This window comes from Flavobacterium sp. FG139, assembly GCF_057809695.1.
This window is the reverse complement of record NZ_JBMDKL010000002.1, coordinates 122332-136887: the sequence shown is the minus strand read 5'-3', so window position 1 is coordinate 136887 and position 14556 is coordinate 122332. Positions and strand designations below refer to the sequence as shown.

Sequence of the window (14556 nt, the reverse complement as noted above, 5' to 3'; positions counted from 1 at the left end):
AAGTTTCTTAGTTACTGAGGTTTTATTTTCGTTCTTTAATTTTGTTTATGAAGGAAACTAACATTCTTTCTATCTCTCGACTATCTTCATAAAGGGCATTAAAATCCTCTTCTTTTAAATAGTCTATATTTTTTGCAATTTCTAATTGGGTTTGTAATTCAAATAAAGAACCGATTGAAATATTCAGAAATCGCAGGTATTCCTTATTACTTTCTCTTCCATGTCCTTCTGCAATATTACTCGGAATAGAAACGGAACATCTTCTAATTTGTGAAGTTAATCCGAAGATTTCTTCTCTAGGGAAATTTTTGGTAGAGTCATAGGTTTTTGTTACAAAGTTCATGGCTTTTTGCCAGATGATAAGTTTTCTAAAGTTGCTCATGGCTTGTATATTTTTAATTTCAACAAATATATAAAAACCTTAGAACCTTTTTTCTCAGAACCTTAGTGCCTCAATTAATTCCAATTCTCCTCAAATCCATAGTCTTCAAAACTATCATCGCTTCCAAAGGCATCCAGATCGTCTTCGTCTAAATCGTCTTCAAATTCGTTGTAGCTTTCTTCTTCATCAAAATCGGCTTGAAAATGTTTTTCCATGGCTTCGGCAGGCATTTCTCCGTGAGAAAATAATAGGTTAGGATATACCATACCTACTTCAACAGCCTCTTCAACAGCTGCCAATTCTACCAAGAACGTCCACATATTGATGAAATCATAAACATAAATGATTTTGGTATTTTCTTCATGTAAAATGTCTGACAATTGGTAATCACTCATTATTTTGTTTTCACCAGGAACATCACCTGCATCAAACATTGGGATTTCGTCTTCTTGATTCCAGGTGTCGTCACACGTGTAGAATGATGCTACTTCCAATCCGTCAAAGCCAAAAGCATTTACAATGGCGTTGTGTAAATCTTCTAAAGTATCATTTTCTAAGATAGCAATATCTCTAAAAATGTCTTCTTCGGCATCAAGAATTACTCTAAATTTATAAACCATGATTCTAATTTTTTGAAAGGTCAAAGGTAAAATATAAATTAGAAAAACGAATTACGAATTACGAATTGTTGATAAGATTTTAATTGCGTGAGACTGAGTTTATAATTTAAATCCGATTTTTATTCCGCCCCATTTTGCGGAAGTTCCTGATAGGAATTCTCGTGTAATCATAGTTCTTGAGTATTCAAAATACATACTGCGGGTTTGAAGAATGATTCCGTAGTTATTTTGAGCGGTAAAGCGTTCTATTTGTCCTGCTGAAATGGTGTATGGACTATTTGCATTAAATAATCCGCCTTGAAGTGTGGCGTCATATCCAATAATATTTAAAAGAGGTTGTGAATACAGATACAGCTCGAACTTATTTTTATTTTTCAATGGAGAAAAAGGTACATTTATTATTCCTAAAGTAGCATTCATTCCTAATGAAACATTGGTAAATAAGGTTCCAAGTTGAAGATGAGTATTTGTTTGTAATGATAGAATGTTTTCTAAACTAAGAATTTGTTTTTCATAACTGACTTCATAATTCAGTACAAGATCATTTTTAATTTGATTTTGCCAACCTCCAGGAATTGTGTTTCCTGTGGCTTTGTGAATGGCAACTTGCATTTCTTTTCCAAAAGCGCCAGGTCCAATTAGTCCTATGTTTAATGAAGAAATAAATCTAGATTTTTGGTGGGTATCTGTTGCAATTGAAAAACTTTTTAGCATTATTGCTGCTGCAAATGGTCGATCGCCAAATTGAATTTCTGTACTTTTAATGTTATCTGGAGTGTACCCAATGTGTTCAATAGATAAGCCGTATTTTAATTCGCTGAATTTTGGTTTGAAAAAAAAATAATTGATTGGATTTTTCTTTAAAGTTGGAGAAACCAATTCAAAATTATAACCTTGGGTGTAGTTTTGATCGGTGGAAGCAAAATAGTCGTTATCGTAATTAAATCGGAAATAACTAGTGCTTTTTATATCTCTAAAAGAAGCCATATTGTCTATTTTTTGGGCTAATAGAAAATTTGGTACTATTATTAAAAATAAAAATAGTGTAAGTGATTTTTTCATACTTTGATGTACGAAAACGGTAGTGTAAAAGTTTGAAAATTAGTTACATTTCATAAAACTCAATAGGTAAATCGTCTGGGTCGCTCATGAAGAAAAAACGCTTGTTGGTATGTTCGTCTGTTCGAATTTCTTCGGCAAAAAGAGTATAGTTTAGAATATAATTTCGAGTTGCTTCAATATCATTCACTTCAAAAGCTAAATGCCGCAAGCCAGTTGCTTCGGGATTCGATACGCGTTTGGGCGGATTGGGAAAGGAGAACAACTCGATGCAATAAGTATCGTTCAAAGCCAAATCTAATTTATAGGAATCGCGTTCTTTTCGGTAGATTTCTTGAATAATTTGTAATCCTAAAATTTCAGTATAAAAGCGTTTCGACACTTCATAATTGGAACAAAGTATGGCGATGTGGTGTATTTTGTTGAGGTGTAACATTAAATAATAGCGTCTAATATTTTATAAAATTCTTTTAAATCGACTCTTTGACGAGCTACTTCAGTTTGTAATTTCAATACCCAATTAATGCTTTGTTGGGGTTTAAAATACATCAGAATAGTTGCCCAACGAATAGTTTTTACAGTGACATATTCAAAATTTTTATACACTTCACGAGTGATTACAAAATCTAAATCATGTTCTAATGCAGTGGTGCTGGTGTAATCATTTTTCAAAAAATCATCGTTAAAAAAATGTGCTGAATCCCATGAATTCAATAATGAAACCATGTGTCCTTCTTTTTTTCCAATTTGAAAAACATAGCTTATTTCATTTTTTTTGGTGATTTCTTTTAGATGCCATGGGGTTTCTGTTTTGGTAATATGAAATCCAAAATCAGTTTGTAAACTAGATAATTTTCGAATGGACCAATCCTTTTCTTTAATTATAATTTTTTTCTTTGGAGCGAGGTATTGAAAGGCGTCTTCCAAATTTAAAACTTCGCAATCGCAGTAATAGCCGTTATCGTCGTTTTTCAACCAATTGGTTAGTTTTTCAAAATCGAGTTTGTTTTTTTTACAAAAGATTTCGGTAAACTTATAATCGTTTGTACAGTTGGAGTTGGATATTTTTTGATCTACAAAATCAAATAATTTTGGAAAATATTTTTCGTCAAATGGAAGATTAGCTCTGAACTCTTGTAGTTCTTTTTCTTGTATGTCATCAAGCAGTTTAAGGCGTTCTTTTTTGTCCATATTTACTAAAATTTAAAAGTAAAAATAATAAATAATGCTGATAGTAAAATCGAAACTAATCATTTTAACGTATTTACTTTTGTTTTGGAATTTGTATTTTTGACTCGAGCTAATTTGTTAGCAAATTCCAAAGAAATCACTAAAATTAAGTTATGAAAATCGTTATATCACCAGCCAAATCGTTAGATTTTGAAAGTCAGTTGCCAACAAATTTGTACACAGAATATGATTTTGTGAAACAATCGACGAGTATTGATAAGGTTTTAAAGAAAAAGAAACCCAAACAATTAATGGAATTGATGGATATTTCGGATAAGTTAGCCGAATTAAATTGGCAACGCAATCAAGAGCGAAATGTGGCTGAAATTGCTCCTGAAAATGCACGTCAGGCGATTTATGCTTTTAGTGGTGATGTGTATATCGGTTTGGATGCTTATTCACTTTCAGAAGACAAAATAAATGTTTTGCAAGACAAACTTCGCATCCTGTCAGGTTTGTATGGCTTGCTAAAACCACTTGATTTAATTCAGCCGTATCGTCTAGAAATGGGAACTAAGCTACCAATCGGCAAGAACAAAAACCTCTATGAATTTTGGAAAAAAACCATAACCAAAGAATTGAATGACCAACTTGCTAAAGACGAATTGTTTGTCAATTTAGCCAGCAATGAATATTTTGATGCCGTAGATGTAAAAAAATTAAAAGTGCCAGTCATTACACCTGAATTTAAAGATTACAAAGACGGCAAACTTAAGATGATAAGTTTTTTTGCCAAAAAGGCTAGAGGCATGATGGTGCGCTACATTATCGACACCCATGCTGAAACAATTGAAGATTTAAAAGGCTTTAACTATGAAGGTTATGCGTTTGATGCCAATTTGAGCCAAGGGAACAAACTCGTTTTTACTCGATAAATTAAATATACAGATATTCTTGATATTCCCTAAGAGTTTCTCGTGTTGCTTTGCGTTGGTCGCGAGATAGTTCTCTCATGGCTTCTACACCTTTTTTGGCACAACGCTTCACTTTGGTTAATTTGGAAGAGAATTCAAGTAGCTTGGAAGCATCTTCTGGAGCCAGTTTAGTTTTGATTTCGTTGACAAAATCGTGAAATTCGTTAACTACTTTGCTATTCTCCTCATAGTCGGTTTTCAATTCCACTAGCAGTTCATCAATTTCGTTCGTAAGGTCTTTACTTATGTCTTCACTTTTTTTGCAAAGTTCAGCAATAATTTTTTTATCAGAATTACCAAAAAGTCCCATAATCTAGTGGTTTATAATTTATAACAGATTAGTTTTCAATCAAATGTAATTAATTATATTTTATTTTGGTTATTTTGTTGATAACTTATAACGGTACAAAACAAAAAACTCCAAAGTGTGATACTTCAGAGTTTTTAACCAACAATTTAATTAACCAAATTTAATGCATTGCGTCTGCAGGGTTTATTTTGTTTTTCCCTCTTTTAATCAAAAGTATAATCGGAATACAACATAAAAACAATAATCCTAAATACATAAAAATATCCATGTAAGACAATACGGTACTTTGTTTAAAAATAGAAAATTCTATTACTTGATGTGCTTTTTTCAGCGCTTCATTTTCAGCAAATCCTTTCGACATAAAACCTCTTTGCAATGCCAAAATGCGTTGTTGCACTTCCAATCGGCTACCGTCTAAGTGCGGAATCAAATCTACTCGATGTTTTTGAGTCAATCGTGTGATGTATGTAGTGATGATTGCGATACCAAAAGAACCACCCAACTGGCGCATCATTCCGGTAAAAGCAGCGCCTTCTCCAATGTTTTTTCCTTGTAAGGTAGAAAGCGATAAAGTGGTGATGGGTACAAATAACAATCCCAAGCCAACGCCTCTCAAAATTAAGGGCCAGAAAAAATGTTCTACACCAGTGTCGGGCGTCATTACGTTGTGCATCCAAAAGGTGAATAAGAAAAATACTAGAAATCCTCCAGCAACCATATAGCCTTGTGGCACGCCTTTTTGAATCATTTTACCAATAAAAGGCATCATGATGGCTGTGGTTATGGAGCCCGGAATTAGAAGTAAACCCGCATCAGTAGCCGTCCAACCCAAAATAGATTGGGTGTAAATCGGAATTATTAAAGTTGAACCATACAATCCAAACCCCATAATGAAGGACATTAAAATTCCAATACGTAGATTTCCATCTTTTAAAACACCAAGATTTACAATAGGATGTTTATAGGTCATTTCTCTCCAAATGAAAGCCAATAAACCAAATAATGATACTACACTTAATGTTACAATCAATTCGTTATTGAACCAATCGTCTTGCTGACCGTGTTCTAATACAAATTGTAACGAACCAATAAAGCATATTAAAAATAAAATGCCCCACCAATCGACTTGATTGACTTTGAGTTTTTCTCCGTATTTCGGACTTCTAACGAAAGTTAAAGTCAATATTGCTGCAATAATTCCGATGGGAATATTAATGTAAAAGATGAATGGCCACGAAGCATGATCGACGATGTATCCACCTAATGGCGGACCTAATGTTGGTCCCACAATTACACCCATACCGTAAATAGCTTGCGCCATTCCACGTTTGGCTACGGGATAACTTTCGGTGATTATGGTTTGAGCCGTTACTAATAAAGCACCACCACCAAGACCTTGCACAAATCGAAATGCTACCAGTTCCCAAATGTTTGTAGCGTTTCCACACAGGAAAGAAGATACTGTAAAAATAATAATGGAAACCGCAAAGTAATTACGGCGACCAAATTGTTGTGATAACCAACTGGTCATTGGAATTACAATTACGTTAGCAATGGCATAGGCGGTAATAACCCAAGCCACATCGGTAAGTGTAGCGCCAAGGCTTCCTCTCATGTTGGTTAGCGCTACGTTTACAATAGTGGTGTCAACAATCTCCAATAATGCACACATTACTGCTGTTATGGTGATAATAACCCTTCTAAAGCCGTATTCTACTAAATCGTCAGCTTGTACCATATTGATATTAGATTTTTGATATTAGATGTTAGATTTTTAATAATAGAATTCAGATATATAATAACTTTAAAAAGAACTAAATTTTCTCTTTAGTATATTTAATATCTAAAATCTAATATCTAAAATTACTTAATATGAACATCAACGTCAACATTCATTCCTGGTCGTAATAATTTTATTTTTTCAACATCATTATCAGTGTCTATAGAAATTTTTACGGGTAAACGTTGAATTGTTTTCACAAAGTTACCGGTAGCATTATCTGGAGGCAAAATAGAGAATCGTGCACCAGTTGCTGGGGAAAAGCTAGCTACAGTTCCGTTGAAATCGGTATCTGGATAGGCATCTACTTTGATGGTTACTTTTTGTCCCACAACCATCTTGTTTAATTGTGTTTCTTTAAAGTTAGCGGTTACCCATGCTTCTGAATTGTTGATGATGTAAAACAACGATTGTCCAGGTTGTAAAAATTGTCCAGGTTGAATTGAAATTTTAGAGACTTGTCCGTCAATAGCTGCAGTTACTACGGTATAACTTAAGTTAAGTTCAGCAGCGGCTAAAACCGCTTGAGCTCTTTTAATATTAGAAGAAGCTACTTCAGCTTGTTTGTTAGATACATTCGTTCTAGCTGACGCTACATTTTTTTGAAAAGCACTGGCTTTTTGTTGCTCTTGCAAAATTCTTAATTGACTTTGCGCTTCTAATTTTGCGGCTTCTGCTTGTTCGAATTGTTGTTTGGTAATCGAATGATTTTTATACAAATTGGCATAACGATCAAAATCGTTAGAAGCTCTATTCAATCTGATTTTAGCCGTTTCAATGTTTCCTCCAGCCGATTGCACATTGGCATCCGAAACCGAAACATTTGCTTGAGCAGTTCCAATATCAGCTTTAGAAGCTTCATAACTGCTTTCTGCGGCGATTAAAGCGGCTTTCGCTTCTTCGATTCGCACCAAATAATCTTTGTTGTCAATGGTAAATAAGGTATCGCCTTTTTTAACAAAATCATTGTCTTTTACATATACTTTGGTCACATAGCCGGCTACTCTAGGGATAATCGGGTTCATGTTTTTTTCAATCTGAGCATCATCAGTCGATTCGTGTGCCAAAGAATGCAGGTATTTGAAAACGCCATAACTTCCTCCAAGAAGGATTAGAGCGGCAAAGATGAAAATGAATTTTTTATTAGTTTGAGTCTTTTCCATGGTATTATTATTTAGTAGATAAGTTGAATGAGTTGATTAATTTTCCAGATGCGTATTGTAATTGATAGTATTTTAATGCGATGTCGGCTTGCGATAAAGCTAAGTTGATTTTGCTTTGTAATTGTTGAACGTCGGCTTCTAAAAGATCGTTAGTAGTTGATAAACTGTTGTCGTATTTGTCTTTTACAATTCTGAAATTTTCATCCGATTGTTCTACTGCTAAAGCGTACACTTTATTTTGCTTCAAGGAAAGATTGTAGTTTTCTTGTGCCTCTTGTGTTTCCTCTTTTATTTTATCGGTTAAAATAGCAACGGCTTGTGTAGTTTGCTCGGCTTTGCTTTTGGCTAATTTCACTTCTTTTCCATTTTTGAAAATAGAAGACAAATCGTAATTAAAACCAACTCCGAAGTTCATAGCGTTGGTAACTGTTAAGGTATTTTTTAAATCTAAGGCAATGTATCCCGCAGATAATGAAAGCGATGGATAATACCCAGCTTTGGCGATTTTTATTCCAGCTTCAGAGGCATTTTTTTGAAAATTTAACGCTTCTAAATCGTTGCGTTGACCGTTGGTAGCGGTTAATTGGTTTTTAGCCATATCGCTTTTTATGGCATTGATATCAATGTCGATAATTGTGCCTTCTGGCAAGCGCAATAGAGTAACTAGTTGGTAATTTACCACATTTACATTTTTAATCGCACTGTCTAGTGAAAGTTGAATATTAGATTCTTGCAATTGTGCTTTTAACAAATCATTTCTTGCGAGTAATCCGTTGTCAACCATGGCCGAGAAGTCTTTGGTGCGTTGTTGCGCACTTTTTAAATTTTCTTGAAATAGCTTTACCATTTCTTGCGATTTGTATAGTGATGCAAATAATGAAACGGTTTCAAGAGCCAATTCTTCTTTGGTATGTGAGGCCGAAAAAGTTTGCGCTTTGTATAAATTTTCGGAAGCAGCAATACTGTTTCTAAGTTTGAAACCACTAAAAATAGGCATTGAAACAGAAGCTTGTCCAAGTAATAGCTGACTTACTTCAGGGCCAGCACCCGAACCACCCAAATTGGATTTTACATTAGCATTGGTCAATCGCATGTATTGGCCAGATGCTTTAACCGTTGGATACTGGTTATTTTTCATGGTTTCCAATTCCAATTGCGATGTTGCGACTTTAGTATTGGCTAAAACGGCTTCATTACTATTAGCAATTACCAATGAAATGGCATCTTTAAGGGACATGGTTTTTTTCTGTTGTGCAAAACCTAAAGTAATGCTCAATAGAAAAAAAGAGAGCGTTATAATTTTATTTGTCTTCATAGATAAGTAGGGCTTTGATGGTTTTTTGAATGTGATTTGTAAAATCATTTTTGATATAGTTGTTGAAATCTTCATCGCTTTTTAATCCAAATAAATCACTGTACAATGCTTTATTCATGTTGAAATAAATTAGCGATCCAATAATCATTGGTGAGAAAAGCGCTACATTGACATCTTTTCTGAACATTCCTTTTTCTTGACCTTCTTTTACGATGCTTTCAACTAACTTTAAGTTGTTCTTTTTTAAAGCGGTAAATGATTCAAAATTTATTTCACGTTTTTTGTTTGTGATTTCATTTTGGACAATTTGGTGGATATGTTTGTTTTGATTTACTTGAATAATATAATATTTAATGATCTCTTCAATTTTGGAAATAGGAGAGATGTCTTCGTTAAGTAAGTTCTCAAGTCGCAATCCCATACTGCCTATTCGGTGCAACACAATTGATTCTAAAAGCTTTTCTTTTGAACCAAAATAATACGAAATCATGGCCACATTAATATTGGCGATTTTCGCTATTTCTCGAACAGAGGTTCCGTCAAAACCTTCTTCAGCAAAAAGCTGTTCGGCAACTTGAAGAATCTCTATTTGTTTATCGTTAAATTCCATTACTAATTTTTAGTTTAAAAATCGAGTACAAAATTAAACATTTGTTTAAATCAAACGTTTGTTTAAGTAAAGGTTAACGTTTTTTTAACATATAATGTGTGATAGATAAATTCTATTATTAATGCTTATTGTATTGTAATCTACTTGCTTAATGTTTATTACTTAAATAATAGTGTTAATAAAATCACTTATTTCGGCAATTTTATTTTTACTTATGAAATTGATAAAAGCGCTCCCAATTATAGCTCCTTTTTGATATTGAATTGCGTTGTAGAATGTTTCTTTCGAATTGATTCCGAAGCCAATTACTTGTGGATTTTTAAGATTTAAATCGGAAATTCTTTTGAAATAATCGGCTTCTTTAGTGCCAAAACCACCACTGTTTCCTGTGACACTAGCACTACTTACCATATAAATAAAACTGTTTGAAACCGAATCGATTTCTTGAATTCTTTTATCAGATGTTTGAGGTGTTATTAAGAAAATGTTTTTTAGATTGTTCAATTCAAATACTTCTTTATATTGCTCTTGATATTCTTTTAGAGGCAGGTCTGGAATGATTAATCCATCGATTCCTATTTCATTACATTTTTTGCAAAATGCTGCTATTCCATATTGATACATTGGATTGAAATAGCCCATAATCAGTAATGGAATTTTAACCGATTCCCTAATATTTGCGAGTTGTTGGAACAGCAATTCAGTAGTCATTCCGTTTTCTAATGCTTTTGTAGAACTAGCTTGAATGGTAGGGCCATCGGCTAATGGATCGCTAAAAGGAAGTCCGATTTCAATCATGTCAACACCATTTTTTTCCAATTCTTCAATAATGGCGACAGTGTCGTTTATATTAGGGTAACCTGCTGTAAAATACATTGATAACAGCTTTTTATTTTCGGCTAATTTGGAATTAATTCGGTTCATTTTTTTTATAATTTAAAATAATCAATATAGGTGTTGAGGTCTTTGTCGCCACGACCGGAGAGGTTGATAACCACAATATCATTAGGTTTGAATTGTTTTTTGCTTAAGACAGACAAGGCATGGGCGGTTTCTATAGCTGGAATAATACCTTCTGTTTTGGATAATTCCATACCAGATTGCATGGCTTCATCATCAGTAATAGCGATGAATTCGGCTCTTTTGGTTTCAAATAGATGGGAGTGAAGTGGTCCAACACCTGGATAATCTAATCCTGCCGAAATCGAGTACGGTTCGGTGATTTGTCCATCATGAGTTTGCATCAAAAGTGTTTTACTACCGTGTATAATGCCAATAGTTCCTAAAATAGAAGTGGCAGCACTTTCACCAGAATCAACGCCTTTTCCAGCCGCTTCCACAGCGATAAGTTTAACATCTTCATTGTCTAAAAAATGGTAAAATGCTCCAGCCGCATTGCTGCCGCCGCCAACACAAGCAATCATGTAATTAGGGTTCTCATTGCCTTCTTTTTCTAATAATTGGGTTTTAATTTCTTCTGAAATAACCGATTGAAATCGAGCTACCATATCGGGATATGGATGCGGACCCACAACAGAACCGATGATGTAGTAGGTGTCTTTCGGATTGTTAATCCAATCACGAATAGCTTCATTAGTGGCGTCTTTTAAGGTTTTAGAGCCTGATAATGCTGGTCTTACTTCGGCGCCCAACATTTTCATTCGTGCTACGTTGGGAGCTTGTCGTTTAATATCGATTTCACCCATGTAAACAATGCATTGTAAACCCATTAATGCGCAAACTGTCGCAGTAGCAACGCCATGCTGCCCAGCGCCGGTTTCGGCAATGATTCTTGTTTTGCCTAAACGTTTGGCGACCAAAATTTGCCCAATAGTATTGTTGATTTTATGAGCGCCAGTATGACAAAGATCTTCTCTTTTGAGATAGATTTTGGTTTGGTATTTCTCAGAAAGCCTTTTAGCAAAATAAAGAGGCGTTGGGCGTCCCACATATTCTTTAAGCAATTCTAAAAACTCTTTTTGAAAAGAAACTTCAGTCGATATTTTCAAGTAATTCTGACGCAGTTCTTCTATGTTTGGATACAGCATTTCGGGTATAAAGGCACCTCCAAATTGGCCGTAATAGCCGTTGTCGTCAACATTATAATTCGTTTTCATGTAGCATTTTTTTAAATTCTATGAGCTCATTTATTTTTTTGACTCCTGGTGTTATTTCAAATTTACTATTTACGTCTACTGCAATACAATTTTTAAAGAGTTTAGAATATTGGAAATCTTTAATTTTAAGTACATCATCTAAACCAATACCTCCACTTAAAAAGAAGGGTTTGTTTCCGTTGTAATTCATTAAAATGTTCCAGTCAAATGAAGTTCCATTGCCGCCTGGAAGCTTTCCTTTGGTGTCAAATAAGAAATAATCGCAAGCGTATTCGTATTCGTCTAAAAGATTAAAATCAAAATCAGCATCGATTGAAAATGCTTTAATGATTGGCATGTTATAGGTTTTTAGTTCAGCGCAAAAAGGGACATTTTCTTTTCCGTGCAGTTGAATCAGATTTAAATCAAATTCTTTTGCTTTGGGAATAATTTCATTAATACTTGCATCTACAAAAACACCTACTTTTTGAATGGAACTTGGTATTTCTGGAATTACCTCATTACAATAACGTATCGATTTATCCCAGAAAATGAACCCCATATAATCGGGTTCTAGCTTGGAAACTTCTAGGATATTGTCAGGATATTTCATGCCGCAAATTTTCAGTTTCATAATCCAATTTTTGAAATGAATTCTTTGGTAAAAGGGTTAATTGCATTATTTTTCATAAATGTTTCTCCGATTAAAAATCCTTGATAACCAGTTTTTTGAATTTTTTTAATTGAAGTTATAGATTCGATGCCACTTTCAGATACTTTGACAAAATCATTCGGAATTTTAGAAGCTAATTTGAGGCTATTTTCAAGGTTTACTTCAAAGGTTTTTAGGTTTCTATTGTTCACTCCAATCATATCCAAACTAGGCATTATTGCTTTGTTTAGTTCTTCTTCATTGTGTACTTCGAGCAAAACTTCGAGTGCTAAAGATTGTGCAAATTCGGATAGACTTTTAATTTCGTTACGAGTTAAAACAGCCCCAATTAACAAAATGACATCAGCTCCAAATGCTTTGGCTTCCAGAATTTGGTATTCGTCTATGATGAATTCTTTCCTCAAAAGTGGCAGATTTACAGAAGCACGAGCCAACAGTAAATCATCTAGTGAACCCCCAAAATATTTTCCATCAGTTAAAACAGAAATACCACAAGCACCAGCACTTTCATACCCTTTTACCACTTCTTCAACACTGAAATTGTAATTGATTTCACCTTTGGATGGTGATCTGCGTTTGTGTTCAGCAATAATACCTGAAGTGCTCGCTCTTAAATTTTTACTCAACGAAACGGTTCGATTGCCAAAAAGCACCGAGTTTTCCAATTGTGAAATAGGAATTACGGACTTTTTCAAAATTACTTCTTGACGTTTGTCGATGATGATTTTATCTAAAATAGTCATTGGCTTAATTGTTGTAATTTGATTAGTTTTTCCAAAGCTTTTCCGCTGAATAAACTCTCTTTTGCTTTTTCAAATCCGTCTAAAAGGTTTGAGTTTTCTATAGTTGAAATGGCCAAACCAGCGTTGGCTAAAACCACATTATTTTGTGCTTGCGTTCCTTTTCCAGAAATCACCTTATAGAAAATAGCAGCCGATTCTTCAATGGTTTCACCGCCTTTGATGTCTTTTAATTGGTGTTTTTCTAGATTAAAACTGGATGGATTTATGATTGTTTCGGTGTTTTTTGAAATGATTTTGGTTTCATCGGTTAAGGAAATTTCGTCAAAGCCATCCAATCCGTGAAGGATGCAAAAATTAGTATCAGTATTTTGATATAAATAACTGTACATTCGAGCCAGTTCTAAACTAAAAACGCCAACCATTTGATTCTTCGGAAACGACGGATTTACCATTGGACCGAGCATGTTAAAAAACGTTTTTACTCCGAGTTCTCTTCGAATGGGCCCGACATTTTTCATGGCTGGATGAAACAAAGGTGCGTGTAGAATGGCAATATTGGCTTGTTCCATGCATTTTTGTAGAAAATCATCGTCTGCACTCAATTTGATACCTAGACTTTCCATTACGTTGCTTGAACCCGAAATGGAAGAAACGCCATAATTCCCATGTTTAGCCACTTTTATACCAGCTCCAGCAGTGATGAATGACGCTAAAGTTGAAATGTTGAATGTGTTTTTTCCATCGCCACCAGTACCGCATAAATCAATAGTATTGTATTGAGAAAAATCGACTGGAATACACAATTCTAGCAGCGCTTCCCTAAAACCGGCTAATTCGTCAATGGTAATGCTTCGCATCATGTATACGGTTAAAAAAGCGGCTATTTGGCTCGTGTTGTATTGCCCAGTAGAAATGTTTACCAAGACGTTTTTGGCTTCGTCTTTGGTGAGTATTTCGTGATGTATTAATCGGTTGAGTATGGTTTTCATTTTTTTTGATACTAAGTTGTTCTGGTTTTAAGATTCAAAGGTCTTTATCTGACCCAATTTTCAAGAATCTTTTTTCCTTGTGGTGTTAATACGCTTTCTGGATGGTATTGCACGCCTTTTACGTCGAAGGTTTTATGACGAATGGACATAATTTCTCCATTTTCATCGATAGAAGTGATTTCTAAATCGGAAGGAAAATTTTCTTTATTGATAACCCACGAATGGTAGCGTCCGACTTCAATTTCATTTTCTAAACCCTCAAAAAGGGATTCGTTATTGACTGTAATTTGAACTTTTGTAGCCACACCGTGATAGACTTTTTCTAGATTAATGAGGCTTCCGCCAAATACTTCGCCAATGGCTTGTTGTCCGAGGCAAACCCCTAAGATGCTTTTGGTTGAAGCATATTCTTGAATGACTTGTTTTAATAAACCTGCTTCTGATGGTAAACCTGGTCCAGGCGATAACAGTATTTTATCAAATTGTGCAAGTTCCTCCAATTCAAATTCGTCGTTTCGTAAAACGGTAACAGTGCAATTTAAATCTTCCAAATAATGGACTAAATTATAGGTAAAACTATCGTAATTGTCGATGACTACTATATTTTTCATGTTGTTATTGATAAGATGCCATTTTTGCCACTAAGGCATAAAGTCGCAAAGTTTTTATTTT

Annotated in this window: 17 protein-coding genes; 1 reads left to right on the top strand and 16 read right to left on the bottom strand. The window is 34.4% G+C overall.

Annotated features, from left to right (window positions below; translation table 11 throughout):
• Window positions 1–22: 22 nt before the first annotated feature.
• The 5 genes from ACODSI_RS02085 to ACODSI_RS02065 all read right to left on the bottom strand — a co-directional run bounded on the left by ACODSI_RS02085 (window position 23) and on the right by ACODSI_RS02065 (window position 3252).
• Window positions 23–382: a four helix bundle protein gene (locus tag ACODSI_RS02085; protein WP_488915189.1), complete on the bottom strand. Its 360-nt coding sequence runs from the start codon at window positions 380–382 to the stop codon at window positions 23–25.
• Window positions 383–456: 74 nt separating this feature from the next.
• A complete protein-coding gene (locus ACODSI_RS02080; protein ID WP_488915188.1) occupies window positions 457–1002 on the bottom strand; it encodes an IS1096 element passenger TnpR family protein in 546 nt (181 codons plus the stop codon).
• A gap of 99 nt (window positions 1003–1101) precedes the next feature.
• On the bottom strand, window positions 1102–2064 hold the full coding sequence (locus ACODSI_RS02075; protein ID WP_488915187.1) for a lipid A deacylase LpxR family protein: 963 nt from the start codon (window positions 2062–2064) through the stop codon (window positions 1102–1104).
• A gap of 43 nt (window positions 2065–2107) precedes the next feature.
• Window positions 2108–2497 (bottom strand): SMU1112c/YaeR family gloxylase I-like metalloprotein, encoded by a 390-nt coding sequence (gene gloA2 / locus ACODSI_RS02070; RefSeq protein ID WP_488915186.1) that lies wholly within the window; start codon window positions 2495–2497, stop codon window positions 2108–2110.
• Window positions 2497–3252, bottom strand: coding sequence for a DUF2695 domain-containing protein (locus ACODSI_RS02065; RefSeq protein ID WP_488915185.1), 756 nt, complete (start codon window positions 3250–3252; stop codon window positions 2497–2499). The genes gloA2 and ACODSI_RS02065 overlap by 1 nt, the downstream gene beginning before the upstream one ends.
• Before the next feature lie 152 nt (window positions 3253–3404).
• Between ACODSI_RS02065 and yaaA the strand changes: the two genes are divergently transcribed.
• Window positions 3405–4166, top strand: a complete 762-nt coding sequence (gene yaaA / locus ACODSI_RS02060; protein WP_488915184.1) for a peroxide stress protein YaaA — start codon at window positions 3405–3407, stop codon at window positions 4164–4166.
• 1 nt (window position 4167) lies between these two features.
• On the opposite strand, the gene ACODSI_RS02055 is transcribed toward yaaA, so the two are convergent.
• From ACODSI_RS02055 to ACODSI_RS02005, 11 genes are all read right to left on the bottom strand, one after another.
• The gene (locus ACODSI_RS02055) at window positions 4168–4515 is read right to left on the bottom strand and encodes a hypothetical protein (RefSeq protein WP_488915183.1); all 348 of its coding nucleotides are present in this window, start codon (window positions 4513–4515) and stop codon (window positions 4168–4170) included.
• Between the two features lie 160 nt (window positions 4516–4675).
• Window positions 4676–6253: an MDR family MFS transporter gene (locus tag ACODSI_RS02050; protein WP_488915182.1), complete on the bottom strand. Its 1578-nt coding sequence runs from the start codon at window positions 6251–6253 to the stop codon at window positions 4676–4678.
• Window positions 6254–6378: 125 nt separating this feature from the next.
• Entirely contained in the window at window positions 6379–7458 is a 1080-nt protein-coding gene (locus ACODSI_RS02045) for an HlyD family secretion protein (protein ID WP_488915181.1), read from the bottom strand.
• Window positions 7459–7465: 7 nt separating this feature from the next.
• The gene (locus ACODSI_RS02040; protein ID WP_488915180.1) at window positions 7466–8773 is read right to left on the bottom strand and encodes a TolC family protein; all 1308 of its coding nucleotides are present in this window, start codon (window positions 8771–8773) and stop codon (window positions 7466–7468) included.
• On the bottom strand, window positions 8760–9383 hold the full coding sequence (locus ACODSI_RS02035; RefSeq protein WP_488915179.1) for a TetR/AcrR family transcriptional regulator: 624 nt from the start codon (window positions 9381–9383) through the stop codon (window positions 8760–8762). The genes ACODSI_RS02040 and ACODSI_RS02035 overlap by 14 nt, the downstream gene beginning before the upstream one ends.
• A gap of 162 nt (window positions 9384–9545) precedes the next feature.
• Complete coding sequence (trpA, locus tag ACODSI_RS02030; protein WP_488915178.1) at window positions 9546–10307, bottom strand: tryptophan synthase subunit alpha; 762 nt, start codon at window positions 10305–10307, stop codon at window positions 9546–9548.
• Window positions 10308–10312: 5 nt separating this feature from the next.
• Complete coding sequence (trpB, locus tag ACODSI_RS02025; protein WP_488915177.1) at window positions 10313–11500, bottom strand: tryptophan synthase subunit beta; 1188 nt, start codon at window positions 11498–11500, stop codon at window positions 10313–10315.
• Window positions 11484–12113 carry a phosphoribosylanthranilate isomerase gene (locus tag ACODSI_RS02020; protein ID WP_488915176.1) on the bottom strand — a complete coding sequence of 210 codons (630 nt, stop codon included), beginning with the start codon at window positions 12111–12113 and terminating at the stop codon, window positions 11484–11486. Before ACODSI_RS02020 ends, trpB begins: the two co-directional genes overlap by 17 nt.
• Window positions 12110–12895, bottom strand: coding sequence for an indole-3-glycerol phosphate synthase TrpC (gene trpC / locus ACODSI_RS02015; RefSeq protein WP_488915175.1), 786 nt, complete (start codon window positions 12893–12895; stop codon window positions 12110–12112). The genes ACODSI_RS02020 and trpC overlap by 4 nt, the downstream gene beginning before the upstream one ends.
• Window positions 12892–13884, bottom strand: a complete 993-nt coding sequence (gene trpD / locus ACODSI_RS02010) for an anthranilate phosphoribosyltransferase (protein ID WP_488915174.1) — start codon at window positions 13882–13884, stop codon at window positions 12892–12894. Before trpD ends, trpC begins: the two co-directional genes overlap by 4 nt.
• A 44-nt stretch (window positions 13885–13928) precedes the next feature.
• Window positions 13929–14495 carry an anthranilate synthase component II gene (locus tag ACODSI_RS02005; RefSeq protein WP_488915173.1) on the bottom strand — a complete coding sequence of 189 codons (567 nt, stop codon included), beginning with the start codon at window positions 14493–14495 and terminating at the stop codon, window positions 13929–13931.
• Window positions 14496–14556: the final 61 nt, after the last annotated feature.

Bases quoted from the DNA above. Each gene is read 5' to 3' on its own strand.
- trpB (WP_488915177.1), bottom strand. From the start codon at position 11,500: ATGAAAACGAATTATAATGTTGACGACAACGGCTATTACGGCCAATTT.
- ACODSI_RS02045 (WP_488915181.1), bottom strand. From the start codon at position 7,458: ATGGAAAAGACTCAAACTAATAAAAAATTCATTTTCATCTTTGCCGCT.
- ACODSI_RS02005 (WP_488915173.1), bottom strand. From the start codon at position 14,495: ATGAAAAATATAGTAGTCATCGACAATTACGATAGTTTTACCTATAAT.
- ACODSI_RS02050 (WP_488915182.1), bottom strand. From the start codon at position 6,253: ATGGTACAAGCTGACGATTTAGTAGAATACGGCTTTAGAAGGGTTATT.
- yaaA (WP_488915184.1), top strand. From the start codon at position 3,405: ATGAAAATCGTTATATCACCAGCCAAATCGTTAGATTTTGAAAGTCAG.
- ACODSI_RS02055 (WP_488915183.1), bottom strand. From the start codon at position 4,515: ATGGGACTTTTTGGTAATTCTGATAAAAAAATTATTGCTGAACTTTGC.
- ACODSI_RS02065 (WP_488915185.1), bottom strand. From the start codon at position 3,252: ATGGACAAAAAAGAACGCCTTAAACTGCTTGATGACATACAAGAAAAA.
- trpC (WP_488915175.1), bottom strand. From the start codon at position 12,895: ATGACTATTTTAGATAAAATCATCATCGACAAACGTCAAGAAGTAATT.
- gloA2 (WP_488915186.1), bottom strand. From the start codon at position 2,497: ATGTTACACCTCAACAAAATACACCACATCGCCATACTTTGTTCCAAT.
- ACODSI_RS02020 (WP_488915176.1), bottom strand. From the start codon at position 12,113: ATGAAACTGAAAATTTGCGGCATGAAATATCCTGACAATATCCTAGAA.
- ACODSI_RS02075 (WP_488915187.1), bottom strand. From the start codon at position 2,064: ATGAAAAAATCACTTACACTATTTTTATTTTTAATAATAGTACCAAAT.
- trpA (WP_488915178.1), bottom strand. From the start codon at position 10,307: ATGAACCGAATTAATTCCAAATTAGCCGAAAATAAAAAGCTGTTATCA.
- ACODSI_RS02085 (WP_488915189.1), bottom strand. From the start codon at position 382: ATGAGCAACTTTAGAAAACTTATCATCTGGCAAAAAGCCATGAACTTT.
- ACODSI_RS02040 (WP_488915180.1), bottom strand. From the start codon at position 8,773: ATGAAGACAAATAAAATTATAACGCTCTCTTTTTTTCTATTGAGCATT.
- ACODSI_RS02035 (WP_488915179.1), bottom strand. From the start codon at position 9,383: ATGGAATTTAACGATAAACAAATAGAGATTCTTCAAGTTGCCGAACAG.
- ACODSI_RS02080 (WP_488915188.1), bottom strand. From the start codon at position 1,002: ATGGTTTATAAATTTAGAGTAATTCTTGATGCCGAAGAAGACATTTTT.
- trpD (WP_488915174.1), bottom strand. From the start codon at position 13,884: ATGAAAACCATACTCAACCGATTAATACATCACGAAATACTCACCAAA.